Source organism: Nocardia sp. NPDC003693 (assembly GCF_053981095.1).
The window spans coordinates 74,139-98,834 of record NZ_JBSFNO010000009.1 but is presented as its reverse complement, the minus strand read 5'-3'; the positions used below and the strand labels follow the sequence as shown (position 1 = coordinate 98,834).

Below are 24,696 nucleotides of genomic sequence, written 5' to 3'. Positions count from 1 at the left end.
ATGCTCGACGGATTCCGCGGCCGGGCCGCGCGGCTCGCGCTGGCCTCGACCGTGCTGGCGGGCGCGACGACGATACTCGCGGGCGCCGGTACGGCCGCCCCGGCCGGCAACATACTGCTCGGCCCGAATACCTCGTGCGCGTGGGGATTCCAGGCCGGACCGGACCGGGTGAACATCGCCTATCCCGACACCGGCGCCACCTACTGGGGCTCGAACATGCCCGTCCCGCAGGGCGGGTACATCGAAATCAGCGGGCAGTTCCCGCACGCCCGGTACCTGTCGATGGCCACCTACAGTCGTACCTCCACCTCGGTCGACGGCCTCAACGACCAGGCCATCGTTCCCGACGCCGGATCGGCCAACCCCTTCCTGCCCGGCGCCGACCGCACCGCCGAAAGCCGTTCCTACACGGTCCGGCTCGTCGACGGCCGCGCCCCGGAGACCGGCCGCCCGGCGAACACGCTGTACACCACCAGCTCCGACGGCGCCCGCTCGACCGCGGAGAACGGCGCGCTGTTCCTGATCCGCGTGTACCTGCCCGACACCGGCGCCGATCTCGCGGGCGGCGTACCCCTGCCCGCGGTGACCCTGGTGGCGGCCGACGGGCGGCGCACCCCGGCGCCCGCGTGCGCGCCCGCCGGATATCCGCAGCCGCCAACCGATCCCGGCACCGGTGCGTCCCTGTTCGACACACCGGCGGTCGGCCTGTTCGGCACCAATCCGCCGAGCTGGTCCAAATTCACCAATCTGCCCACCGCTATCGCGGGCCTGCTGTTCGGCAACGAGATCACCGGTGACACCGTGCTGCCCCGGGTGCAGGAGGTGACCGAACGCCTCGGCGCCGCGGGTGGCTTCTTCGACAATCCGGACAACAAATACATCGCCACCACCATGGACACCGGCCTGGGCGAGGTCCTGGTCCTGCGCGGCAAGGCGCCGACCGCGCCGCGCACCCTGGACGGCACCGCCCGCATGGGCGCGGGCCAGGTGCGGTATTGGTCGGTGTGCTCGAACAATCCGTGGTCGACGGCGGTGTATCAGTGCTTGTACGACGAGCAGATTCCCGTTGACGCGCACGGCTTCTACACGATCGCCGTCTCGACCGGGCCGCGGCGTCCGGCGAATGCCCGCCTCGAATGCGGCATCGCCTGGCTGCCCGCGGGCGCGCTGCCGCAGTCGGTGCTGATGGTGCGCAACATGATTCCCGATCCGGACTTCGCCGAGGCGATTCAGAACCTCACGCGCGGCTCCGAAGCGGCGGGAATGGGCCCGTACTATCCCGGCGGCGAGTACTACCGGACCGTCGCGGATTTCGAAGCGACCGGCTGCGGCGGTAATTGACGCCGTTTCACTCGCGTGAATACCGTCTGACCAGCGAGAAAAGCGCAGCGCCGGACAGTGCGCGGGCGCAAGGCAATTCGAGTACCCATTTGTCCGGCGTGGGAATCCCGCCGTCCGCCTTTTTCTTCAGGGCCGCAACTCCGCTCGGGGGTGCGGCCCTGTCGCTTTTGTGGCTTCGGCGTGCTGTCGCCATCGAATTCGCCGAATTGATTCCGAAATCCTGTCCGGTAAGCCGCTTTTGGGGTGTTTCGTGGCTTCGAAGGGGGTATCGATGCCGCTAGTATTCGCTTCGGCTGAAATACCCCCATTCTTTGCCCGGTCGATTTCCATCCCGGCCGCATATCAGTACGGGCGAATCGTTTCCGGCCCTCGCCCTGATCGACGCAACAGTTCTGCCGAACAGGAGACGACGGTGAGCGCCGCCCCCGTGAACAGCACCGAGCCCGCGATCGCCCACCCGGTCGCCGCGGATTCCGCCCCGCGCGGGACATCGACGGCCGCCCGCGCGGTGGCCGACCCCGTGCTGGCCGTCTGCGCGGTCCTGGCGGTGGGCGTACTGGTCTGGCACGTCTTCGCGCTGCCCCTGGGCAATCCGTACTACGGCCTGTTCAGCTGCGACCTGGACATGCAGGTCTACCGCGCGGGCGGGCAGGCGCTGCTGGACCGGAACCCGCTCTATCAGGGCCCGGTGGTGTGGGAGATGGAGTTCACCTACACCCCGTTCGCGGCACTTACTTTCGTCCCCCTGGCCCTGCTCGGGCTCACCGCCGCCAAGGTGATCTGGTGGCTGTCCATCATGGCTGCCCTGATCGCGCTCGTCGCCCGCTGCCTGCGCGTGCTGCGGTACGAGAACACCGCGCGGACATGGGCGTTCGCGGTGCTGCTCGCCGTGCTGTGCACCGCGCTGGAACCCGTGCGCTCGACCATCTGGCTCGGGCAGATCAACGTGTTCCTGGTCCTGATGATCGTCTGGGATCTCACCCGCCCGCCCGCGGCCCGGCTGCGCGGGCTGGGGGTCGGGGTCGCCGCCGGCATCAAGCTGACCCCGGCGTTCTTCCTGCTGTACCTGGCGTGCACCCGGCAGTGGCGCACCCTCGCCGTCGCGACCGCGGCCTTCGCCGGGACCGTCGGCGTCGGGTTCCTCGCGCGCCCGCGCGACTCCTGGACCTACTGGGGTGCGCAGGTGACCACCTCCGGACGGGTCGGCTCGGTCGATTCGCCCGGCAACCAGTCGATCAACGGCTTGCTCGCGCAACTGCTCCGGTTCCTGGACGCCGACGGATTCATCTCCGAGGCGTCCGGGTGGGCCGTGTACACCCCGCCGACGTGGATGTGGCTGGCCGCCGCGCTACCCGTCGTGGCGCTCGGCCTGGCCGCCGCCGTCGTGGCCCACCGCACCGGCCGAATCCTGTTGGCGGTCACCATCACCGGCATGACCTCGGCGTGCGCGTCCCCGTTCTCCTGGGGGCACCACTGGGTGTGGTTCGTGCCGCTGGCCGTGCTCGCCCTGCAGCACGCCCGCACCGCCGCCGATCGCCGGGGCCTGCTACCCCTGGCGACCGTGCTGTCCATCGCCTTCTGCTGGTGGTGGAACTATCCGGACCGCCCGCCGCTCGCGGAGTCCCCGCATCCCATCGGCATCGGCCTGTTCATGCTGCCGCGCGACGACATCCCGGACTGGTGGTCCTATCTCGCGGTGCCGTTCTACGCCGGCTGCTACCCGCTGCTGTGCGTCCTGACCGTGGCCTCCGTGCTGCTGTCCCGGAATCGCACGGGTGTCGCCGGTCCCGCCCCAACTACCCGCGCACATGTCCCGGATCGGAGTCGTAGGTGACGCTGTCCATCTCGCCTGATATCGATGTGGAACCCCTTCTGCGGGAACTCCCCGCGACCCCGGCGCCGCCGCCCGAACCGCGCGAGACGCCGCCGCCCGCGTCCGCGCCCGCCGACCGGCCGGTGCTCTCGCGGGCCCTGCTGATCGGCGGAATCGCGCTGACGGCGGTGCTTTTCGCCGCGGGGGCCTGGCAGCGCCGCTGGATCGCCGACGACGGCCTGATCGTGTTGCGCACGGTGCGCAACCTGCTGGCGGGCAACGGCCCCGTCTTCAATATGAGCGAGCGCGTCGAGACCAACACCAGCGCGGCGTGGACGTACGTCGTGTGGTTCTTCAGCTGGCTGACCGGACTGCGCCTGGAATACGTCGTGCTCGGCATTTCGCTCACGCTGTCCGTCGCGGCCGTGGTCATCGCCATGCTCGGCGCGGCCAGGCTCTGGGGCGGATCGGCGTCCGCGCTGCTCGTGCCCGCCGGCGCGGTGGTCTACATCGCGCTGCCGCCGGCCCGCGACTACGCCAGTTCCGGCCTGGAGAGCTGCCTGGTGCTGTTCTGGCTGGCCGTGCTGTGGTGGTCCATGCTGCGCTGGTCGCAGACCGCGGCGGTGCGGCCTGCGGCGTTCTTCGCGACGGTGTTCTGGGCGGGTCTGGCCCCGCTCGTGCGACCGGAGCTGGCCCTGGTCGGGGGACTGGCGCTGCTGATGCTGTTCTGCGCGCCGGTGCCGCGAACCCGGTTGCGGCCGTGGGTGTTCCGCGCGGCGACGGTGGCGGTGGCCGGCGCGGTTCCGGTCGGCTATCAGATCTGGCGCATGGGCTACTACGGCCTGCCCTACCCGAACACGGCCGTGGCCAAGGAGGCGAGCGGCGCGAAATGGCAGCAGGGCCTGATCTATCTGGGCGACCTGGCCCTGCCGTACTGGCTGGCGCTGCCGCTGGTGCTGCTCGCCGGATGGGCCGGTGCGCTGGTGTGGCAGCGGCGCGCGGCGCGCGGCCCGGGCGTCGAGCGTCCCGCGCCCACCGATTGGAAAGACCTGCTGCGGACCAGGATCGGTGCGTTCGGCCGCCGCCTGCACAGCCCCGCCGCGGTCGTCGTGCTCATGGTCGGCAGTGGAATCGTGCTGACCGTCTACGAGACTCGCGTCGGCGGTGACTTCATGCACGGCCGCATGCTGCTGCCCCAGCTGTTCTGCCTGCTGCTGCCGGTCATGGTGCTGCCCCTGCGCCCCCGGCTCGCGACCGCGGGCGGCCGCCGCCGGGTCGACTGGACCGCGACCACCGCGCTGGTGACGCTCTCGGCCACCATCGGCTGGGCGCTGTTCGCGGCCAACACCACCGCGATCACCTCCGGCACCGAGATCCGCGCCAGCGGCATCGTGGACGAGCGCATCTACTACGTGCTGCTCAGCGGGCACGACCACCCGATTCGCGCCGAGGACTACCTGGACTTCCCGCGCATGCGGCCGCTGATGAACGACATCGCCGAGACGCCGAACGGCGGCCTGGCCATCAACCTGCCCGACCAGACCTATTGGTACGTCATCCCGCCGCCCGAGCCCGTGCCCGCCGGCGGCACCGGGCACACGGTCTACTTCCTGAATCTGGGCATGTCGAGCATGAACGTGCCCCTGGACGTGCGCGTCATCGATCCGGTCGGACTGGCGTATCCGGTTGCCGCGCACAGTGATCGGCTCACCGACGGGCGCATCGGCCACGACAAGAACCTCGACGCCAGCTGGGCGGTCGCCGACACCGGCGTGGTGGCCCTGCATCCGTGGATGGCCGCGCACATCCGGGTGCTGCACGTCGAACAGGCGCGAAAGGCGCTGTCCTGCCCGCAGACCCAGGATCTGCTGGCGTCCTCGCGGGCGCCGCTGACCTTCACGCGCTTCCGGAACAATCTGCGCCAGGCCATCGGGTTCGCGAGCACGCGCATCGAGCGCATCGCCAAATACGAGCTGCAGCGCTGTGATCTGCCCGAACCGCTGTTCCCGGGACCGTACTACCCGAACTGACGGGACGAACCGGCGGTGCGCCCGCGCCGCCGGTTCCGGCGGGCGCCGGCCGTGAACGACATCAGTTGCCGGTGGCGATCTCCCCGGGGCCGTGATCGGGAGCCGAGGGCGGCGGCGGGACGGTGTAGAAGTAGATCGCTCCGCCGCCCGCGCTCAACGCCGCACCGGCCGCGGCCGCGATCACGCCGCCGGTCAGGGCTCCGCCGCCGCAGCCGACGATCGCGCGCGCGGGCACCAGGACGACCCCGAGCCCGCCCAGCCCGACGATCGCGGTGCCCAGCACCGTGGACAGGCCGCCGAGTATCGCGCCGATGCCCCCGCCGAGCAGACAGCCGCCGACCGTGCCGGTGGTGGTGCCGACCAGCAGTCCGATGCCGGCGCCCGCGATCAGATCGCCGTTGAGCCGGTCCTGCGCCGCGCGCTGGTCGATCGGTTCGGACACCGGGCGGTACAGCGCCTGGGACACGTCCAGGCTGGGGGTGATGACGGCCGTGCCGCCGTCGATCTTCACCGAGATGGGGAACAGGAAGTCCGCGAGCCGGAAGCGCAGCGGCAGCGTGGCCAGGACCCGGCCGTCGCCGCTCAGGATCGCCAGCAGGTCGCCGTTCATGGCGAAGGTGCCGTTGTCGATGGCCACTTCCAGGCTCGACCCGGTCTTGTGGACGTGGAACGGGCGCGCGGGCAGGACCGGCTCGGCGTGGCCCGTGCCGCTCACCAGGAGCGCGAGCAACAGGGCCGGGACGAATATCAGCGGTGCACGGCGCAGCTTCATCGAACTCTCCTGATCGGTGCGCAAACCTTGATCCGGGTAGTCGACAACGCGTTCGTTGCCAGGGCCCCGCGAGGCCCTAGCAGACAGTACTCGCTGCGCCCCCGCGCCGGAAGGCCGTTCGGCCCCCGCCGCGGCCGTGCTCAGCGCACCTGCGGGGCCACCTTCGTGCCGAGCAGGTCGATGGCGCGCAGCACTTTCTCGTGCGGCAGCGTGCCCACACTGGCGTGCAGCATGAAGCGGTCCAGTTCCAGGGTGTCGCGCACATCAGCGATCTTGGCCGCGACCTGGTCCGGGGTGCCGACGAACAGCGAGCCGCCGGGCGCGCGCAGGGCCTCGAACTGCTGCGGTGTCATCGGGCCCCAGCCGCGTTCACGTCCGATGCCGCTCATCGCCCGGGCGTACGGCTTGTAGAAGTCCGCGACGGCCTGCTCCTCGGTGTCGGCGAGGTAGCCGTGCGCGTGCACCGCGACCGGCTGCCGGTCGTGCCCGCCCTGCTCGAGGGCGCGGTGATACAGCTCGACCAGCGGCTTGAACCGCGCCGGCTGCCCGCCGATGATGGCGATGGCCAGCGGCAGGCCCAGCAGGCCCGCGCGGATCACCGACTCCGGGCTGCCGCCCACCGCGATCCACACCGGCAGCGGCCGGTCCTCGGTGCGCGGGTAGACGATGGCGTCGTTCAGGGGCGCCCGGAACTTTCCGGACCAGGTGACCGGGCCCTCCTCGCGGATCTTCAGCAGCAGCGCCAGCTTCTCCTCGAAGAGTTCGTCGTAGTCGGCCAGGTTGTAGCCGAAGAGCGGGAACGACTCGGTGAAGGACCCGCGCCCGGCCATGAGTTCGGCTCGGCCCCGGGACAATCCGTCGAGGGTCGCGAAATCCTGGTACACCCGGACCGGATCGTCGGAGCTCAGCACCGTGACCGCGCTGGTGAGCTGTATCCGCTCGGTGCGCGCCGCGATCGCGGCCAGCACCATCGCGGGGGAGGAGGCCGCGAAGTCCGCGCGGTGGTGCTCGCCCACGCCGTAGACGTCCAGCCCGGCCCCTTCGGTGGCCACGGCCTCGTCGACGACCTGGCGCAGCCGCTCACCGGCGGTCGGCACCGGCCCGTCGCCGCCGACGGGATGCGTCTCGGCGAATGTCGTCACACCCAGTTCCATGGCAAGCCGCCCTTCCATCATTGTTTCCAAGTCAACCGAAAGCATAAACGGACTGCGGTCCGGAAATGTTCCCGGTCGGCCTCCGGCGCGAAGCCCCCGTGCGGTCCGGATACTCTGGAACCCATGTCAGTGCGCACCCGCAAACCCCTCGTTCCCGGCACCCAATCGCCCATTCGCGAGGTGCCGAAATCCATCGAGCGGCCCGAGTACGTCTGGAAGAAGACGGCCAAGGAGGGCAACGAGCCCTGGGTGCAGACCCCCGAGACGATCGAGGCCATGCGGGTCGCGAGCAAGCTGGCCGCGCAGGCCCTCGAAGAGGCGGGCAAGGCCGTCGCCCCCGGCGTCACCACGGACGAGCTCGACCGCATCGTGCACGAGTACCTCATCGACAACGGCGCGTACCCGTCGACGCTGGGCTACAAGGGCTTTCCCAAATCCTGCTGCACCTCGCTGAACGAGGTCATCTGCCACGGCATCCCGGACTCCACCGTCATCGAGGACGGCGACATCGTGAACATCGATGTCACCGCGTTCATCGGCGGCGTGCACGGCGACACCAACAAGACCTACCTCGCCGGTGACGTGGACGAGGAGGTGCGGCTGCTGGTCGAGCGCACCGAGGAGGCCACCGCGCGCGCCATCAAGGCCGTCAAGCCGGGTCGCGCGCTCAATGTCATCGGCCGCGTCATCGAGGCGTACGCCAACCGCTTCGACTACGGCGTAGTGCGCGATTTCACCGGCCACGGCGTCGGGCCCACCTTCCACAGCGGCCTGGTGATCCTGCACTACGACCAGCCCGCCGTGGAATCGGTCATCGAGCCGGGCATGACCTTCACCATCGAGCCCATGATCAACCTCGGCGGCATCGACTACGAGATCTGGCCCGACGGCTGGACCGTGGTCACCAAGGACCGCAAGTGGACCGCTCAGTTCGAGCACACCCTGGTCGTCACCGACAGCGGCTCGGAGATTCTGACCCTCCCGTGAGCGGTTCCTCCCTTCGAGTCACCGGTGGTCCCCGGCCGGTGCGTGGCGCCGATATCTCCCGGTCGTCGCTCGAACGCGAACCGCTTCCCCGGGTACTCGTCGAGAGGGCCGGTGGCTCGGTGCCGATGTGCGGTGCGCGCGCGGAGCGCGACCGGTGAAGGGCGCTCTGCTCATCGCGGGCACTACCTCGGACGCGGGCAAAAGCGTTGTGGTGGCGGGGCTTTGCCGGTTGCTCGCGCGCCGGGGCGTGCGGGTCGCGCCGTTCAAGGCGCAGAACATGTCGAACAACTCCGTCGTCACCCTGGACGGCGGGGAGATCGGGCGCGCGCAGGCCCTGCAGGCGCGCGCCGCCGGGTTGGAGCCGAGCGTGCGCTTCAATCCCATCCTGCTCAAGCCGGGCAGTGACCGGCGCTCGCAGCTGGTGGTGCGCGGGCGGGCCATCGACACCGTCGGGGCCAAGGACTACTTCCGGCACCGCACCGAACTGCGGGCGATCGTCGCGGAGGAATTGGCCGGTCTGCGTGCGGAATTCGACGTGGTGATCTGCGAGGGCGCCGGGTCGCCCGCCGAGATCAACCTGCGGGCAACGGATCTGGCGAACATGGGCCTGGCTCGCGCGGCCGATCTGCCGGTGCTGGTCGTCGGCGACATCGACCGCGGCGGCGTCCTCGCGCACCTGTTCGGCACCGTCGCCGTGCTCGAACCCGAGGACCAGCGACTCATCTCGGGCTTCGTCATCAACAAGTTCCGCGGCGACGTCGATCTGCTGCGCCCCGGCATCGACCAGCTCACCGCGCTGACGGGCCGTCCGACCCTGGGCGTCATCCCCTTCGCCGAGGACCTCTGGATCGACGCCGAGGACTCCCTGGGCACCGTCGCCGACGCCCCCGTGGGCCGCTCGCTGCCCCCGCTCGGCACGGAGTGGCTCACCGTCGCCGCCGTCCGCCTGCCCCGCATCTCCAACTCCACCGACGTCGAGGCCCTGGCGTGCGAGCCGGGCGTCGCGGTGCGCTGGGTCACCGACCCCTCCCGCCTGGCCGGGGCGGACCTGGTGATCCTGCCCGGCAGCAAGGCCACGGTCTCGGACCTGGACTGGCTGCGCCGCACCGGAATAGCCGACGCGCTGGCCGCCCGCGCCGCCGCGGGCGGCCCGATCCTCGGCGTCTGCGGCGGCTACCAGATGCTCGCCCGCGCCATCACCGACACAGTCGAGTCCGGCGCGGGCGCGGTCCCCGGCCTGAACCTCCTCGACCTCGAGATCGAGTTCGCCGACCCGAAGGTGCTGCGCCGCGCCGCCGGCCACCTCGCGGACGGGCCCGATCTCGCGCGCGGCGCGGATCGGATCTACTCGCCCGAGGCGGACGACGACGCGATTCCGGGCTTCGTTGCGCCGGACGCGATATCGAACACAGCCGTCGCGGCCGCGATCTCCGACACAGCGCGGGGCTCGGCGGCTGTGGCCCCGGGCACGTCGGCGTCCGGCCCCGCGCCCGTCGCCGAGAGCGGCCCGACGGGCGCGAGCGGGATCGTTCCGGCATCGGCAGCTCCCGGCGGCCCCGCGGAACCGGCAGCGGTCGAAAAGGCAATCCCCGTGCGGGGCTATGAGATTCACCACGGGCGGGTCCGTGCCAACGGTGATGCGCCGTGGCTGGTGCTCGACGGGGAACCCGAAGGCAGTGTGCGCGGGGCGATCTGGGGCACGCACCTGCACGGCGCGCTGGAATCGGACGACTTCCGCCGGGCCTGGCTGCGGGAGGTGGCTGCTCGCGCCGGTCGGCGGGGTTTCGTTGTCGCCGAGGACGTTTCGGTGGCCGCGGTGCGCGAGGCGCAGCTGGACCTGCTCGCCGACCTGCTGGAGAAGCACCTCGACCTGGACGCGCTCGAACGGCTCATCGGGGCGGGCGCGCCCGCCGGGCTGCCGACGCTGACGGTGCGCGCGAGCCCCTGACGCGGCGGCGGTGACGACCATCACGACAATCCGCGCGACAGACGTCCGGGAGTTTCGCGCGCCGTGTAGCGTCATCGAAATGGAATCTCGGCGGATCACGGTCGGTGATCGCGAGTGGGGCGTACGGGTCGGAGGCAACGACTCCCGGCATCACGTCGTACTACTACCCGATGTGGGCGATCCGGCCGACGTATACGACGGGGTCTGCGATCGACTGCAGACCTCCGACCTGCGCACCATCGTCATCGAACCGGCCCCCGGGCTCGACACCGCGACGGTCTTCGCCCTGCTCGACGAGCTGAAGGTGCCGTGGGCCAACCTGGTCGGCTGCGGCACCGGCGCGGACCTCGCCTGGCAGCTCGCCGCGCGCGGCTTCGGGCGTTTCATGAGCCTCATCGCCGCGGGCAGCGGACACCCGGCCGCCCCCGGCGCCGACGGCGAGATCGCCGACGCGACCTGCCCGCCGGTGGAGATCCCCACCACGCTGCTGGCCACCAAGCGCCTGCCGGCCCCCGTGGCCGAGGGCTCGGGCAGGCACGTCTACGGCGAATTCCGGCTCGTACCGGTCGATGTCGCGGACGTGGCCGCCGAAGCGGGCCACGAACTCGCCACCGAGATCGTGCTACGCACCAGCTTCTGGTGAGGTCGGCAACCACCTGAGCCACGAATCCAGTTCGGCGAACGCCCGGGTGCGCGGGTGCTCGGACGACAGGAACACGTCGTGCCGCGCGCCCTCGATCGGCACGATGTTCGTGCGCGTGCCCAGGCAGCCCGACCAGCGCTGGATCTGACGCACGTCGAGCACCACGTCCGCCACGTCGGCGGCCGGGCCGTACTTGCTCATGAACCGTGTCACCTTCGAGCGCAGGATCAGCGCGGGCACGCCGATGTCCAGCCCCTGGTGCAGGCGCGCGTGGCCGCGCCGCACCGCCCGCAGCCAGCCGGCGTGCACCGGGAAACCGGCAAGCGGCTTCCAGTCCAGGTTGTAGTCCCATTCACCGGACTTGGTGTGGTGCAGGCTTTCTCCGTACGTGGAGATCGAACCCAGCGGCAGTTTGGCCAGCCCGCTCAGCCGCCCGATCGTATTGATCAGCGGCGTGCCCAGCGACCGGTAGTAGGACGGGCCCTGCAGATCGAACCACGGGCTGTTCAGCACGAGCCCGGTCACGCCCTCGGTGCGCGTGCGGCCCGCCGCGTGCAGGCGATGCATCCACAGCGAGAGCACGAGCCCGCCGGTCGAATGACCCATCATGAGCACCGGCAGGCCGGTCTGCTCGCGAATGATGCGCAGCGAGCGATCGAGCTCGACGTCGTACAGCGACAGGTCGCTGACGTAGTGCGGCGTCTGCCCCGGCCGCCGCGAGCGCCCGCATTTGCGCAGGTCCAGCGCGTAGAACGCGTAGCCCTGGGCGGCCATGTGCTGGGCCAGATGCTCCTGGAAGAAGTAGTCGGTGAACCCGTGCACGAACAGCACCGCCTGCGTCGCGACGGGCGCGTCGGCGGGGGTGTACCGGACCAGCGTGGCGATCGCCTCGCCTTCACCGTCCGGATCGACACCCATGGGTATCGTCAATTGCTGGTAGGCGTCTCCGAGGACATCGGGTTGCCAGGTACCCGGGGCCGGAGACGGCGCGGATGAGACGGCTGCAGATGACGTATCAGAGGTCACATATCCAAGGTAGTCGCCCGACCGGCGAGTGAGAACCGGAGGTATCTCTCACATTCGGGGTTTTCGTTGCGGGATTTGCGCGTGTCCAGGGGCACAATTGGCCGTAGGTGAACGACGGGTAACCTAGCTGCCGCTGGATTGCCCTAAACAGACAAGGAAGTCGACAAAGCCGTGTCGAACGCTGCGAAGATCGAAAAGACCGATGTAGTCCTCATCGGCGCCGGCATCATGAGCGCCACGCTCGGTGCGCTGCTGCGCCAGGTGCAGCCGAACTGGTCGATCTCCGTCTTCGAGCGGCTGGACTCCGCCGCGGGCGAGTCCAGCGACCCCTGGAACAACGCGGGCACCGGCCACTCGGCCCTGTGCGAGCTGAACTACACGCCGCAGAACGCCGACGGCACGGTGGAGATCGCCAAGGCCATCGACATCAACGAGCGCTTCCAGGTCTCGCGCCAGTTCTGGTCCTACTCGGTCGAGAACGGTGTGCTCGGCAACCCGTCGAACTTCATCAACCCCATTCCGCATGTGAGCTTCACCCACGGCCCGGACGGCGTCGAATACCTGCGCAAGCGCCACGCGGCGCTCTCGCGGCATCCGCTGTTCGAAGGCATGGAGTTCATCGACGACGCCGACGAGTTCAAGCGGCGACTACCGCTGATGTCCAAGGGCCGTGACTTCTCCGACCCGGTGGCGCTGAACTGGACCGACTCCGGCACCGACATCGACTTCGGTGAGCTGACCAAGGAGCTGCTCGCCTACCTGGGCGCGTCGGGCGCGAACATCGCCTTCGGCCACGAGGTGCGCAACCTGTCCAAGCAGTCCGACGGCTCCTGGTACGTGAAGGTCCGCAACCTGCGCACCGGCAAGACCCGCGTCATCAACGCGAAGTTCGTCTTCGTCGGCGCGGGCGGCGGCGCGCTGCCGCTGCTGCAGAAGGCGGGCATCAAGGAGATCTCCGGGTTCGGCGGCTTCCCGGTCTCGGGTCTGTTCCTGCGCGCCACCAACAAGGACCTGGTCACCCAGCACGAGGCCAAGGTGTACGGCCAGGCATCGGTCGGCGCGCCGCCGATGTCGGTGCCGCACTTGGACACTCGCGTCATCAACGGTGAGCGCGGCCTGCTCTTCGGCCCGTACGCCGGCTGGACGCCCAAGTTCCTCAAGGACGGCAAGCTCACCGACCTGATCAAGTCGGTCAAGCCCAACAACCTGTTCTCCATGCTGGGCGTCGGCGTCACCGAGATGGGCCTGGTCAACTACCTGGTCGGCGAGCTGCTCAAGTCGCAGGCCGGTCGCGTGGGCGCGATGGAGGAGTTCATCCCGCGCGCCAACGGCAGAGACTGGGAGCTGATCATTGCCGGTCAGCGCGTGCAGGTCATCCGCAGAAAGGGCGCCGGCGGCGTGCTCGAACTGGGCACCGCGGTCGTCGCGGCCGAGGACGGCACCATCGCCGGTCTGCTCGGCGCCTCGCCGGGCGCCTCGACCTGTGTGAGCGCCATGCTCGACGTCATGCGCAAGTGCTTCCCGGGCGAATTCGCTTCCTGGGAGCCGAAACTCAAGGAAATGGTGCCCTCGCTCGGGCTCAAGCTCTCGGAGAACCAGGCCCTGTTCAACGAGGTCTGGGACTGGTCCAACAAGGCGCTGCGCCTGGACGGGGTCAACACGCCGAAGCACGCGGGGGTTCCCTCGCACGCGTAGGTGTGATAGCAAGACTCGATGATGTCAACGGTTACGCTGAAACGGTCGTGGGCCCAGGACCTGGACACCGAGACCCTCTACAAGCTGTTGAAACTTCGCGTAGAAGTCTTCGTCGTCGAGCAGAAGTGCGCCTACCCGGAATTGGACGGGCTCGACCTGGGTGCCGAGACCCGTCATTTCTGGCTCGACGACGAGGGCGAGGTGATCTGCACGGTGCGCCTGCTGGAGGAGCACGACAACGGCGTGAAGTCCTTCCGTATCGGCCGACTGTGCACCACCCCGTCCGCGCGCGGGCACGGCTACACCACCCGGGTCCTGCAGGCCGCCCTGGCCGAGGCCGGTTCGGCGACCGTGCGCCTCAACGCCCAGACCTACCTGGTCGACATGTACACCAAGCACGGTTTCAAGCGTGACGGCGAGGAGTACATCGACGACGGCATCCCGCACATCCCCATGCGCAAGGGCTGATGCGAACCGGATCGAACGAGGGTGGCCCGCAACCGTTTTCGGTTGCGGGCCATGTGTTTTCGCAGGCCGCGGCCCGGGGACGCGGGTGCGTCCGGGGAGCCCGGCGTCGCGCGCGATACCGGCGCGCCTAGAGTTGGGGCGTGTCCGTTTCCTCTGTGGCTTATTCGGAATCCAAGCGCGCGGCCTCCGGTGAGGAGGCCGGGTTCCCGTTCTCCGCTGTCGTCGGGCAGGAGCGGTTGCAGCTGGCGCTGATTCTGTGCGCGGTGCATCCCGGCATCGGCGGTGTCCTGGTCCGCGGGGAGAAGGGGACGGCGAAGTCCACGGTGGTGCGCGCGCTGGCGCAGCTGCTGCCGCCCGTGGTCGACGAGAGTGGCGCGCGCCCGGCGCGGCTGGTGGAGTTGCCGGTCGGCGCGACCGAGGACCGCGTGGTCGGCTCCCTCGATCTGGAACGCGTGCTGCGCGATGGCGAGCAGGCGTTCAAACCCGGTCTGCTGGCCGCGGCCCATCACGGCGTGCTGTACGTCGACGAGGTGAACCTGCTGCACGACCACCTGGTGGACGTGCTCCTCGACGCCGCCGCCATGGGGCGGGTGCACATCGAGCGCGACGGCGTATCCCATTCGCACCCGGCGCGTTTCGTGCTCGTGGGCACCATGAACCCGGAGGAGGGCGAGCTGCGCCCGCAGCTGCTCGACCGGTTCGGGCTCACCGTCGACGTCGTGGCCTCCCGCGACGTGGACGTGCGGATGGCCGTGGTGCGCCGCCGCCTGGACTTCGAGGCGGATCCCGCCGGGTTCGCGGACCTGTACGCCGCGGCGGACCGCGAGGTCGCGGACCGCATCCTCACCGCCCGGGACCGGGTCGGGGAGGTCGAGCTCGACAACGTGGAGCTGCGCCGGATCGCCGCGCTGTGCGCCACGTTCGACGTCGACGGCATGCGCGCGGACCTGGTGGTCGCGCGCACCGCGACCGCGCACGCCGCCTGGCGCGGCAGCCGCACGGTGACCGAGGACGATGTGCGCGTCGCCGCGGAACTCGCGCTGCCGCACCGGCGCCGGCGCGATCCCTTCGACGAACCGGGCATCAGCGAGGACCAACTCGATCAGGCCATGGAACAGGCCGCCGAAGAAGCCGCGCGCGCCCAGGACGGCGGTGCGGGCGACCTGGGAAAAGGTGAAGCGGTCCCGCGGGATGACGCGGGACCGCAGGATCCTTCCCCCGAGCTCGACCCGGACCACGATCCGGACGGTGGACCCGATTCGCCCGGCGGCGGGCAGGAGGCCCCCGAGTCCGACGGGCCCGAGCGCGACGCCGCGGGCGACCGGAACGAGGCCGATCCGCCCGCGCCGCCGCGGAACCCTTCCGGCGCACCGGAATCCGGAACCGAACCGTCGGGCAGCGATCCGTCGGGAACCCCCGCCCGCGAGGGTCGCACCGGCCTGCCCGGCCACATCGCGGCCAAGCCGCCGCGCTGGGAGGTGCCCGGCGTCGGCGAGGGCGCGCCCGGCCGCCGCTCGCGTGCCCGCACCCGGCAGGGCCGCGTCGTGCGCGCCACCCCCGAGACCGGGACCGGTCTGCACCTGCTCGGCACCGTCTTCGCCGCCGCGCCGCACCAGCGCGCCCGCGGCCGGGTGACCGGCCCGCTCGAGTTCGCGCCGGGCGATCTGCGCGGCGCGTATCGCGAAGGGCGCGAAGGCAATCTGGTGGTCTTCGTGGTCGACGCCTCCGGCTCCATGGCCGCCCGCGACCGGCTCTCCGCGGTCACCGGCGCAGTGGTGGCCCTGCTGCGCGACGCCTATCAGCGGCGCGACAAGGTCGCCGTGATCACCGTGCGCGGCGCGGACGCCGAACTGGTTCTCCCGCCCACCTCCTCGGTCGACATCGCGGTCCGCCGCCTGGCCGATATGCGCACCGGCGGCAAAACCCCACTCGCGCAGGGACTTCTGAAGGCCCGCGAGGTGATCGCCCGCGAACAGGTCCGCGACCCGCACCGCCGCCCGATGCTGGTGCTGCTCACCGACGGCCGCGCCACCGGCGGTACGGACCCGGTCCCGCGCGCCCGCACCGCCGCCCGCCTGCTGGCCGCCCGGGCGGTCACCGCCATGGTGGTGGACTGCGAACGCGGCATGATCCGCCTGGGCCTGGCCCGCGATCTCGCCGCCGACCTCCGCGCGGGCTATCTCGCCCTCGGCGAGCTGACCGGCGAGGCGGTGGCGGGCATCGTCCGCGCCGGGTCGCGCGCGGCCTGAGAAAAGATTCGCGAATCGAGGGAACTCGGGCGGGTTTCCGTGCGTAGTACCGGGTATGGGGATCTTTCGTCGTAACAAGTCCAAGCGGAACAAGCGGCTGGCCGACGGTGCCGACTTCGCGGGGGAGGCGGGCGCCGCGATGGTCGAGGCGGCACCGGGTCTGCTCGCCGTGCTGGGCCGGGCCATCGGCCGGGTGGTGTCCGGGATCGTGCACGCGCTGACCTGAGCGCGGCGGGGACCGGCGGGTATGGCACGGTGAGGGGGCGCACAGGGTCGCGCGACCGTGCCACGAGAGGAGACCGGATCCATGCCCCAGGGTGTTCCGTTGCCGGAGAGCATTCCCGATGACGGTCTGACGACGCGGCAGCGGCGCAATCTGCCCGTGCTCGCGGTGCATACGGGGCCGGGCAAGGGCAAGTCGACCGCGGCGTTCGGTATGGCCCTGCGGGCTTGGAACCAGGGGTTCGACGTGGCGGTCTTCCAGTTCGTCAAGAGCGCCAAGTGGAAGGTGGGGGAGGAGGCGGCCTTCCGCACCCTCGGCACGCTGCACGAGCAGACCGGCGCGGGCGGTGCCGTGGAATGGCACAAGATGGGCGAGGGCTGGTCCTGGACCCGCAAGCAAAGCTCGGACGAGGATCACGCGGCCGCCGCCCTCGCGGGCTGGCAGGAGATCGCGCGCCGGCTGGAGGCCGAACAGCATCGCTTCTACGTCCTGGACGAATTCACCTACCCGCTCAAGTGGGGCTGGGTCGACGTCGACGAGGTCGTGAAGACCCTGCGCGACCGGCCCGGCAATCAGCACGTGGTCATCACCGGCCGGGACGCGCCGCCCGCGCTGCTCGAGGTCGCCGACCTGGTCACCGAGATGACCAAGGTCAAGCACCCCATGGATGCCGGCCGCAAGGGCCAGCGGGGCATCGAGTGGTGAGTGTGCCCGCCGTGGTGATCGCCGCCCCCGCCTCGGGGAGCGGAAAGACCACCGTCGCTACGGGATTGATCGGCGCGCTGCGGCGGGCCGGGCATCGGGTCGCGCCGTTCAAGGTGGGGCCCGACTACATCGATCCGGGGTATCACGGCCTCGCCGCCGGGCGGCCGGGCCGCAATCTCGATCCGGTGCTGTGCGGGGTCGAGCGGGTGGTCCCGCTGTACCGGCACGGCAGCCGCGACGCCGATATCGCCGTGGTCGAGGGTGTCATGGGCCTGTTCGACGGCCGCATCGACGAGAACAACGCCGAACCCGTCGCCGAGGGCTCCACCGCGCAGATCGCCGCGATGCTCGGCGCGCCGGTGATCCTGGTGGTGGACGCGCGCGGGCACAGCCAGAGCCTGGCCGCGCTGCTGCACGGCTTCGCCACCTACGACAGCGGAATCCGGCTCGGCGGCGTCATTCTCAACCGGGTGGGCAGCGAACGCCACGAGCAGGTGCTGCGCGCCGCCTGCGACCGGGTCGGTCTGCCGGTGCTCGGCGCGCTGCCGCGCCTGGCCGAATTGGCCGTGCCCGCACGGCATCTGGGCCTGATCACCGCCGCCGAACACGGTTCGGCGGCCCAGCTGGCGGTGGACGCCATGAGCGATCTGGTGGCGGCCCACGTGGATCTGGCCGCGGTGGTCTCGCTCGCCGCCTCCGACGCGGCCGGGGACGCCTGGGATCCGGTCGCGGAACTCCGTGCGGCGCTGCCCGCCGCGCCCGGGTCCGAGGCCGCCGCCGGGTCCGCGCCGCTCGAATCCGGTGCATCGGCTGTCGAGGGTGGCTCCGCCGCACCGTATTACGGTGCTCGCGACGGGCAATCCGCTCCCGCCGGACAGGTGTGGGACGCCGATCGCGCCGCGGGTGATGCGGTGGGGCCGGTGATCGCCGTCGCGGGTGGTGCTGCCTTCACCTTCGGCTACGCCGAGCATCGCGAGCTGCTGGAGGCCGCGGGCACCCGCGTGGTCGTGTTCGATCCCGCGTTCGACGAACTGCCCACCGGCACCGCCGGTCTGGTGATTCCCGGCGGCTTCCCGGAGGAGCACGCCGCCGCCCTGGCCGCCAATGTTCCCCTGCTCACCACCATCGCCGACCGGGCCCGCGCGGGCCTGCCGATCCACGCCGAATGCGCGGGCCTGCTCTACCTGGCCCGCTCCCTCGACGGCCACCGCATGGCCGGGGTGATCGACGCCGACGCCGAGTTCGGCCCCCGCCTGACGCTCGGCTACCGGGACGCGGTCGCCCTCACCGATTCGGTCCTGTTCGCCGCAGGTGATCGGGTGCGCGGCCACGAGTTCCATCGCACCCGCCTGACCACCCCCGCCACGTCCCCCGCCGCCTGGGCGTGGCGCGCCCCCACCGGCGACACGGTCCGCGAGGGCTCGGCCCCGGCCAACGTCCACGCCTCCTACCTGCACACCCACCCCGCCGGAAACCCCGCCGCGATAGCCCGCTTCGTCACCGCGGCAAGGGCTTTCGCCCAATCCCATGCCCCCGCCTGACGCACACGGCACCCCGCCCCCGGCCGATCCGGCTCTGGCGGATCCGGTTCCCACCGGGCGCGCCGTCCCGACGGCCGTTGCCACGACCCACGACCGGGCTCGTGCCGCGGGCCCCGAGCTCGCAGTGGGCGTGGGCATGCGCCCCGGCGCGACGGCCGACTCGATCCTGGCGGCGGTCCACGCAGCCGCCGCCGGCGCACCGATAGCCTGCCTCGCGACCGTCGATCGCCGCGCCACCGACCCCGGCCTCGAAGAAGCGGCGGCACACCTGGGTGTTCCCGTAGTCGCCTACACCCCAACCCAATTGGCCGAGGTCGAGGTACCCACCCCCTCTCCCCGCACCGCCCATGCTCTGGGCAGCCCCAGCGTCTGCGAAGCCGCAGCCCTCCTGGCCTCCGGAGCCACCCAGGTCCACGTCCCCAAACTCCAGGTCGCCGGCGTCACCGCCGCCACGGCGGTCATGCACCATCCCTGACCACAACACCCGTCGCACCTGCGAACCCGATATCGCGGCGGCCCGAGCGGACTCGCGGGGTTGCCGCGATACTGGCTCGATGGGGAACCGGTGGGTTGGGGTGACGGTCGACTGTGTGGACGTCGGGCGCGTGGCGGGCTTCTGGAGCGCGCTGCTCGAGCGGGCGCCGGGGTCTTCGGAGGCGGGGTGGGTCTACCTGGGGGAGGCGGGAGACGCGCAGCCGCGGTTGGTCTTTCAGCCGGTGGGCGAGCCCGCGCGGGGCAAGGTGCGGTTGCACCTCGACATCGCGGTTGACGACATCGCCGCGGGGATGGCCCAGGTGATCGCGCTGGGCGGCAGCTCGACCGGGGAGCGGCACGAGCATCCGGGCGGGGTGGTCGTGGTGATGGCCGACCCGGAGGGACACGAGTTCTGTCTGGTCGAATACCGGTGACCACCCGGTGACATGGAGCGGCCGCCGCACCCCGGCAGGTTGGGTATGGGGGTGCGGCGGCCGGGCGAATCACCCTGTGTGGGAGAGCGATTCGCGGTCGGGGTGGATCAGGGGGCCACCGAGCCCCAATCGGCGAAGCCGGTGGGATCGTGGCGGCCCAGGGAGCCGTGCTCGAACAGGCCCCAGCCCTGGTCGCCGTTGCAGCGGGCCCGGCCGACGTGGTCGATCACGCCGAAGGGCACGCGGCCCGCAATCGCCGGGTCGGTCAGGTCGTAGCTCTGGCTCTCGGCGAAGCCGCGGCCCTTCCACTGACCGTGCACCCAGTCCGGGTCGCCGCCGTAGCCGCAGCCCACGTGCAGCGCGATGTGGGTGCCCGCCTCGACCTCCACCTCGAGCGGCTTGCCGTCCGGGGTGGTGAGTTCCAGGCGCAGGGCGGTCGGGATCCGGGTGCCGGACCTGTACGTCAGATGCACTCGGGGCCAGCCCAACTGCTCGATGCGGCCGTCGTGCCAGATACGCGTCGCGTCGTTGAGCGTGCGGAAGCCGTTGGGCTCCTCCTGCACGATCACGATGATCGAGTAGTCGTCGAAGCGCAGCGGCACGTACAGCCACCAGAAGCCCTCGGACGGCTCGGACGCCACGCGCCCCGCCGGATCGGCGTCGCCGACCGGCCGGATGCCCCAGGAGCGGTCGCGGGTGCCGACCCAGGCGCCGGGATCGACGGTGAAATCGGTGCCGTCCACGTGCAGTGTGCCGGACCAGGTTCCGACCTGCGCGAAGCGCTGCGCGTCGATCATCGCCTTGTTCATGCCGGTGATGATGGTGTGCGCTTCCTCCTGCACGACCGGATGCGAACCCTCCCAGGTCATGTCGAAGGACAGGTCCTCGTGCTCGGCCACGACCCGCAGCTTGTGCAGGGGTTCGAGGACCTCGATGCGGTAGCCGCCCACGGCCAGGTCCAGCCCGCGCTGGTCCAGCGCGTCGGAGAAGCGCACCGTGTGCTGGGTGTTCCCGCGCCGCACGGTGGCGAACGCGTCCTTGACCCCCAGGTTCGGGTACACGCCGAACCCGGTGATGAGCATGAGGTCGCCGGTGGTGTCGATGGCGTTGTAGTAGCTGCGGTCGTAGAAGTTCTTGTCGCTGCTCGATACCCGCGCCATCGGCTGTGGCGTCTGGTGGATGGGGTATTCGTCCAGCGGGCCGATCATGGGTCGCATATCTCTCAATCCCAGGCGTAGGTGCCGTCGAGGAGGGCCTCGAGCAGCGGACGGTGCATGACGTAGTCGTCGCGATCGGCGGTGTCGGTGTCCTCGCCGAAATGGATCATGCGCCGCTTGATGCGGCCCATGACGATGCCGTGGCGCAGTGCCGCGTACATGAGGTACCAGTCCAGGTCGCGCACGGCGTGCCCGGTGGCCTCCTCGTACAGCTTCTCGATGTCGCTGCGGCGCAGGAAGTCCGGCAGCCCGGGCTGGTCGAACCTGGTGGCGATGTCCTGGAAGAAACGGTGAATCAGGATGGGCCAGGCCACATCCAGTTCGCGCGGGCCGATGGCGGCCATCTCCCAGTCGAGCACGGCCACGGTGTCCGCGCCCTCGTCCTCGGCGAACATGATGTTGCCGGGTCGCGCGTCACCCCAGGTGAGCACGTCGGGCCCGGAATCCTGCGGCCAGTTCTGTTCGAGCCACTCGAAGGTGCGCTCGAGCAGCGGGATGCGGTAGCCGTCGTTCGCCAGCGCCCAGTCGTACCAGCGCTTCTGGGCGTCGAAGTGCCTGCGCAGCGCCGAGCCCTCGCCGTCGAGCATGGGGAAACGCTCTTCGGGCCGGTCGATGCCGTGCACCGTGGCGATGACCTCGACGGTCTTGCGGGTGATCTCGAACCGCTGCTCGGGCGTGGCGTCGAAGACCCAGCCGAAGAACACGTACGGCGGATTGTCCTCGCACACCCGCCCGTTCACCCGTCGCATGACGAAGAAGGTGGACCCCAGCACCGCGGGATCGGTCTCGAGCCAGCACAGCGGCGGCAGCGGCGCGTCGGTGGCCGCGGCGACCCCGGCCATGATGGCGTACTGGGTTTCCAGGTCGTACTTCTCGAAGACCGGGAACGAGCTCTCCTCCGGTGCGAGCCGGGCCACGAACGAGCCGCCCTCGGGCTGTCCGGCCACGGTCCATTCGGCGTCGAACAGCAGGGTGGTGCTGGACATGCCGCCCGCCTGCGGTTTGGTGAGCGAGGTGACGCGCGGCGCTTCGTCGGCGTCGACCTTGGTGGCGAGCCACTGCGCCAGTTGATTCGCGAGTTCGTCGTTGTCGCGATCGGAGACGGTGAGTTCCCATCTCTGATTCGGGTCGTCGGCCGACATGTTCGGTTTCCTCCTGGCGCGCTGAAGCGGGCGTGTCGATGCGGCGCACAGAGGTCGGGCAGGACCGGTGTGATCCGGATAACACGGTGCCAAGAAAATGTAACGTGTTCCAGTCTGTTGGGACAGGGATTCGCATGGTAAGTACCGGTGAATGGGATGGTGCTCGATTCGGTCCCGGGGGCGCCGGTAGTGCGGGCACGTACGCCCCCGGGGGTACCGGAGCGACGCCGGGAACCGGGGATTGCTCAGGGTCATCCCGGAGGTGTCCGGCCGCGGTGATTCCTATCGTCGGAACGAGCAGTTCCGAGCGGGAGGACCGGATGAGTACCAGCACGATCGACCCCGAGACCGATCTCGGCCCCGCGCCGGTGGAATCGGCGCGGGCTTGGAATCCGTTGGCCAGGATCGGATTCCGCTTCGTTTTCGCCTACGTGACGCTGTTCTGCCTCGGCTATCCGCAGCTACTGTTCGCCTTCACCGGCCCGCTGGCGCGCTGGCTGCCCGACGACGCCGTGCTCTCGTTCGCGCAGCTACCGAGTCCGGTCGTGGAGTGGCTGGGCCGCACGGTCTTCGGCGTGGAGGCGAGCCTGAACACCGGCTCGGGCAGCGGTGATCAGACCTACCTGTGGGTTCTGGTGTTCGGCCTGTTGCTGCTGGCGGTGCTCGCCACGCTGGTGTGGACGCTGCTGGATCGCCGGCGCACCGACTATCGCCGGCTGGCCGGCTGGTTCCTGCTCGCCGTGCGCGTGTTCCTGGCCGGGCAGATGCTGCTGTACGGCTTCGCCAAGATGATCCCGACCCAGATGCCGGAGCCGGCGTTGTCCGCGCTGGTCACCCCGCTGGGCGAGCTCTCGCACATGTCGCTGCTGTGGACGCAGGTGGGCGCCTCGCCGGTGTACGAAATCCTGCTCGGCGTGGCCGAGGTGCTCGGTGGCGTCCTGCTGCTGATACCGCGCACCGCGCTGGCCGGGGTGCTGCTGAGCCTGGTGAGCATGGCGCAGGTGTGGGTGCTGAACATGACCTACGACGTGCCCGTCAAGCTGCTGTCGTTCCACCTGCTGCTGCTGTGCCTGGTGCTGCTGGCGCCCGAGGCCCGGCGCCTGACGCTGCTGCTGACCGGGCGGGCCGCGGGCCCGGCTCGGACCCCGCCGGTGGTGCGCGGGCCGCGCGCGACGCGGGCCGTGGTGGTGGCCCAGCTGGTGCTGGCGGTGTGGTTCCTGGCGGGGAACTCGCTCGCGCAGTGGGACGGCTGGCACGAATGGGGCGGGGGGCGTGAGCGTTCCCCGCTCGCCGGAATCTGGGACGTCACCGAGTTCACCCGGGACGGGCAGCCGGTGCCGCCGCTGCTCACCGACGAAACCCGCTGGCGGCGACTGATTCTGGAGGAGGTGCCGTTCGCCCACTATCAGCGGATGGACGACACGCTGGCGATGGTCGCCGTCGACCTCGATCCCGAGGCCCGCCGGCTCACCCTGACCGATCCCGAGGCCGCGGCCGATCCGGCCGCGACCCCGAAACCCCTGGGGGAGTTCACCGTCGAGCGTCCCGCGCCGGACCGGCTCGTGCTCGCCGGTGAATTGTCCGGCAGTCCGGTGACGATGACGCTGACGCTCCTGGATCCCGATCGATTCCCGCTGCGGGACAAGGGTATTCACCTCGTGCAGGACTTCCCCGCCAACTGACGACCCGACCTCAGTCGGTGATGTTGCCGATCTGGTTGGACCAGTTCGGATTCCGTGTGAAGAACTCTCCGCTCCCGGAAACGAAGGCCCGCTGGGCGGCGGTGTCGCCCAGCAGTCTGGCCGCGAGCCACGCGGTCGGATAGCCGAGGTAGCCGTGCACGCCCAGCGCGCACAGCGGAATGGTCCGCGAGCACTGCGGCTTGCCCTGCACGTCATTGTGATTCACCTCGGCGAGCGTGCCCCAGACCTTGGGCACGCTCGCCGGAATCGCCTCGTAGTACGCCTGGATCGATTGCAGGCCGATGACCTGCGGCGGCAGCAGCTGCCGGGACGGGGAGATCACCCCGTCCGCCGATCCGTTCACCAGGAAGATCGACCCGTGCCCGGAGCCGGCGATGTCCGGGCACCACGAGCCGGTCGAACACCAGAGTTGAATCGGCAGCTCCAGTGGAACCGCCGTCTTGATTCTGCCGCCGGACAGCGCCATCGCGTTGAGCACTCCGGTCGCGCCCTGGGAATGGCCGACGGCCCCGACCGCGTCCGGATCGACTCTGCCGTACAGCGGGCTCGCCGGATCCTCGGCCTGGCGCAGCAGGTACTCCACCGCGCCCGCGATGTCCTTGCCCGAGCCGGTCTGCTGATTGCGCGCGGCGACGACCACGAAACCCCACGACGCCAGGTGCTCGAGCAGGTGGGCGTACTGATCGGGCGTGGCGTTCGTGCCGTTGCCCCAGGTGACGATCGGGTGCCGGACGCCGCCGGCGCCCAGGTCGGCGGGCCGCCACAGGTCGTAGGACGCGCCGCTGGAGTCGCAGCAGCCGAAGCCGGGTACGGCGGTCACCGCCCACGGCCCGCGCTCGGCGTACCCGGCCTCCACGGTGGCGGCCGCCGGGGCGTCGGCGGTGCCTATCGCCGAACTCGTCGCGGGCAGGAGTAGGACGGTCAGCACCGCGCAAATCCGTAGTGCGGGAACGAGCATCGCGTGCGCTGCGCTGGCGAGTGTCATAGCGGCACAGCATAGGAACGTGCCCGGGCGATCCCGCGCAGGTGGCCGGGACCAGCGTCCGTGCCACGGACCTTTCGGGCGAACCCGGCGCGACAGCCGCGAGGCGATTGTTACCTTCGCGAATACACGCCGTAGGCTCAATCCTT

21 protein-coding genes are annotated in these 24,696 nt (G+C 70.5%); 15 read left to right on the top strand and 6 right to left on the bottom strand.

Translation table 11 applies throughout. The annotated features are described in order from the left end of the window. The 3 genes from ACWDOP_RS13085 to zomB all read left to right on the top strand — a co-directional run bounded on the left by ACWDOP_RS13085 (window position 1) and on the right by zomB (window position 5,184). A complete protein-coding gene (locus ACWDOP_RS13085) occupies window positions 1-1,341 on the top strand; it encodes a hypothetical protein (protein WP_456345225.1) in 1,341 nt (446 codons plus the stop codon). A 412-nt stretch (window positions 1,342-1,753) separates the two neighbouring features. Continuing rightward, window positions 1,754-3,175, top strand: a complete 1,422-nt coding sequence (locus ACWDOP_RS13080; RefSeq protein WP_456345224.1) for a glycosyltransferase 87 family protein — start codon at window positions 1,754-1,756, stop codon at window positions 3,173-3,175. Window positions 3,176-3,213: 38 nt separating this feature from the next. Beyond that, complete coding sequence (gene zomB / locus ACWDOP_RS13075) at window positions 3,214-5,184, top strand: flagellar motor control protein ZomB (protein WP_456345297.1); 1,971 nt, start codon at window positions 3,214-3,216, stop codon at window positions 5,182-5,184. A gap of 61 nt (window positions 5,185-5,245) precedes the next feature. Here the strand turns inward: zomB and ACWDOP_RS13070 are convergent, their stop codons facing one another. Both ACWDOP_RS13070 and ACWDOP_RS13065 read right to left on the bottom strand, forming a co-directional pair. After that, a complete protein-coding gene (locus tag ACWDOP_RS13070; protein WP_456345223.1) occupies window positions 5,246-5,956 on the bottom strand; it encodes a hypothetical protein in 711 nt (236 codons plus the stop codon). Window positions 5,957-6,096: 140 nt separating this feature from the next. Next, a complete protein-coding gene (locus ACWDOP_RS13065) occupies window positions 6,097-7,110 on the bottom strand; it encodes an LLM class flavin-dependent oxidoreductase (RefSeq protein ID WP_456345296.1) in 1,014 nt (337 codons plus the stop codon). A gap of 123 nt (window positions 7,111-7,233) precedes the next feature. Between ACWDOP_RS13065 and map the strand changes: the two genes are divergently transcribed. The 3 genes from map to ACWDOP_RS13050 all read left to right on the top strand — a co-directional run bounded on the left by map (window position 7,234) and on the right by ACWDOP_RS13050 (window position 10,688). Next, on the top strand, window positions 7,234-8,097 hold the full coding sequence (map, locus tag ACWDOP_RS13060) for a type I methionyl aminopeptidase (protein ID WP_454208282.1): 864 nt from the start codon (window positions 7,234-7,236) through the stop codon (window positions 8,095-8,097). Between the two features lie 154 nt (window positions 8,098-8,251). Then, window positions 8,252-10,045: a cobyric acid synthase gene (locus ACWDOP_RS13055; protein ID WP_456345222.1), complete on the top strand. Its 1,794-nt coding sequence runs from the start codon at window positions 8,252-8,254 to the stop codon at window positions 10,043-10,045. Window positions 10,046-10,124: 79 nt separating this feature from the next. Then, window positions 10,125-10,688 (top strand): alpha/beta fold hydrolase, encoded by a 564-nt coding sequence (locus tag ACWDOP_RS13050; protein ID WP_454208280.1) that lies wholly within the window; start codon window positions 10,125-10,127, stop codon window positions 10,686-10,688. On the opposite strand, the gene ACWDOP_RS13045 is transcribed toward ACWDOP_RS13050, so the two are convergent. After that, window positions 10,668-11,606: an alpha/beta hydrolase gene (locus tag ACWDOP_RS13045; RefSeq protein ID WP_454208279.1), complete on the bottom strand. Its 939-nt coding sequence runs from the start codon at window positions 11,604-11,606 to the stop codon at window positions 10,668-10,670. The genes ACWDOP_RS13050 and ACWDOP_RS13045 overlap by 21 nt on opposite strands. Before the next feature lie 279 nt (window positions 11,607-11,885). Here ACWDOP_RS13045 and mqo point away from each other — a divergent pair, with 279 nt between their 5' ends. The 8 genes from mqo (at window position 11,886) to ACWDOP_RS13005 (ending at window position 19,503) form a co-directional block, all read left to right on the top strand. After that, window positions 11,886-13,409 (top strand): malate dehydrogenase (quinone), encoded by a 1,524-nt coding sequence (gene mqo, locus ACWDOP_RS13040; protein WP_454208278.1) that lies wholly within the window; start codon window positions 11,886-11,888, stop codon window positions 13,407-13,409. An 18-nt stretch (window positions 13,410-13,427) separates the two neighbouring features. Beyond that, the gene (locus ACWDOP_RS13035) at window positions 13,428-13,877 is read left to right on the top strand and encodes a GNAT family N-acetyltransferase (RefSeq protein WP_454208277.1); all 450 of its coding nucleotides are present in this window, start codon (window positions 13,428-13,430) and stop codon (window positions 13,875-13,877) included. A 140-nt stretch (window positions 13,878-14,017) separates the two neighbouring features. Beyond that, on the top strand, window positions 14,018-16,126 hold the full coding sequence (locus tag ACWDOP_RS13030) for a magnesium chelatase subunit D family protein (RefSeq protein WP_456345221.1): 2,109 nt from the start codon (window positions 14,018-14,020) through the stop codon (window positions 16,124-16,126). 55 nt (window positions 16,127-16,181) lie between these two features. Further along, window positions 16,182-16,352, top strand: a complete 171-nt coding sequence (locus ACWDOP_RS13025; RefSeq protein ID WP_456345220.1) for a hypothetical protein — start codon at window positions 16,182-16,184, stop codon at window positions 16,350-16,352. A gap of 81 nt (window positions 16,353-16,433) precedes the next feature. Then, window positions 16,434-17,054, top strand: a complete 621-nt coding sequence (gene cobO, locus ACWDOP_RS13020) for a cob(I)yrinic acid a,c-diamide adenosyltransferase (protein ID WP_456345219.1) — start codon at window positions 16,434-16,436, stop codon at window positions 17,052-17,054. Continuing rightward, window positions 17,051-18,595, top strand: coding sequence for a cobyrinate a,c-diamide synthase (locus ACWDOP_RS13015; protein ID WP_456345218.1), 1,545 nt, complete (start codon window positions 17,051-17,053; stop codon window positions 18,593-18,595). The genes cobO and ACWDOP_RS13015 overlap by 4 nt, the downstream gene beginning before the upstream one ends. After that, on the top strand, window positions 18,582-19,070 hold the full coding sequence (locus ACWDOP_RS13010) for a cobalamin biosynthesis protein (RefSeq protein ID WP_456345217.1): 489 nt from the start codon (window positions 18,582-18,584) through the stop codon (window positions 19,068-19,070). The genes ACWDOP_RS13015 and ACWDOP_RS13010 overlap by 14 nt, the downstream gene beginning before the upstream one ends. A gap of 79 nt (window positions 19,071-19,149) precedes the next feature. After that, complete coding sequence (locus tag ACWDOP_RS13005; protein WP_456345216.1) at window positions 19,150-19,503, top strand: VOC family protein; 354 nt, start codon at window positions 19,150-19,152, stop codon at window positions 19,501-19,503. A gap of 107 nt (window positions 19,504-19,610) precedes the next feature. Here ACWDOP_RS13005 and ACWDOP_RS13000 read toward each other — a convergent pair whose 3' ends face one another. Together ACWDOP_RS13000 and ACWDOP_RS12995 are read right to left on the bottom strand one after the other, a co-directional pair. Continuing rightward, window positions 19,611-20,711 (bottom strand): hypothetical protein, encoded by a 1,101-nt coding sequence (locus tag ACWDOP_RS13000; RefSeq protein ID WP_454204152.1) that lies wholly within the window; start codon window positions 20,709-20,711, stop codon window positions 19,611-19,613. A gap of 14 nt (window positions 20,712-20,725) precedes the next feature. Further along, window positions 20,726-21,862 (bottom strand): phosphotransferase family protein, encoded by a 1,137-nt coding sequence (locus ACWDOP_RS12995; RefSeq protein ID WP_454203920.1) that lies wholly within the window; start codon window positions 21,860-21,862, stop codon window positions 20,726-20,728. Between the two features lie 320 nt (window positions 21,863-22,182). Between ACWDOP_RS12995 and ACWDOP_RS12990 the strand changes: the two genes are divergently transcribed. Continuing rightward, window positions 22,183-23,544, top strand: coding sequence for a DoxX family protein (locus tag ACWDOP_RS12990; RefSeq protein ID WP_456345215.1), 1,362 nt, complete (start codon window positions 22,183-22,185; stop codon window positions 23,542-23,544). Between the two features lie 10 nt (window positions 23,545-23,554). Here the strand turns inward: ACWDOP_RS12990 and ACWDOP_RS12985 are convergent, their stop codons facing one another. Further along, entirely contained in the window at window positions 23,555-24,550 is a 996-nt protein-coding gene (locus ACWDOP_RS12985) for a poly(ethylene terephthalate) hydrolase family protein (RefSeq protein WP_456345214.1), read from the bottom strand. Between the last annotated feature and the right edge of the window lie 146 nt (window positions 24,551-24,696).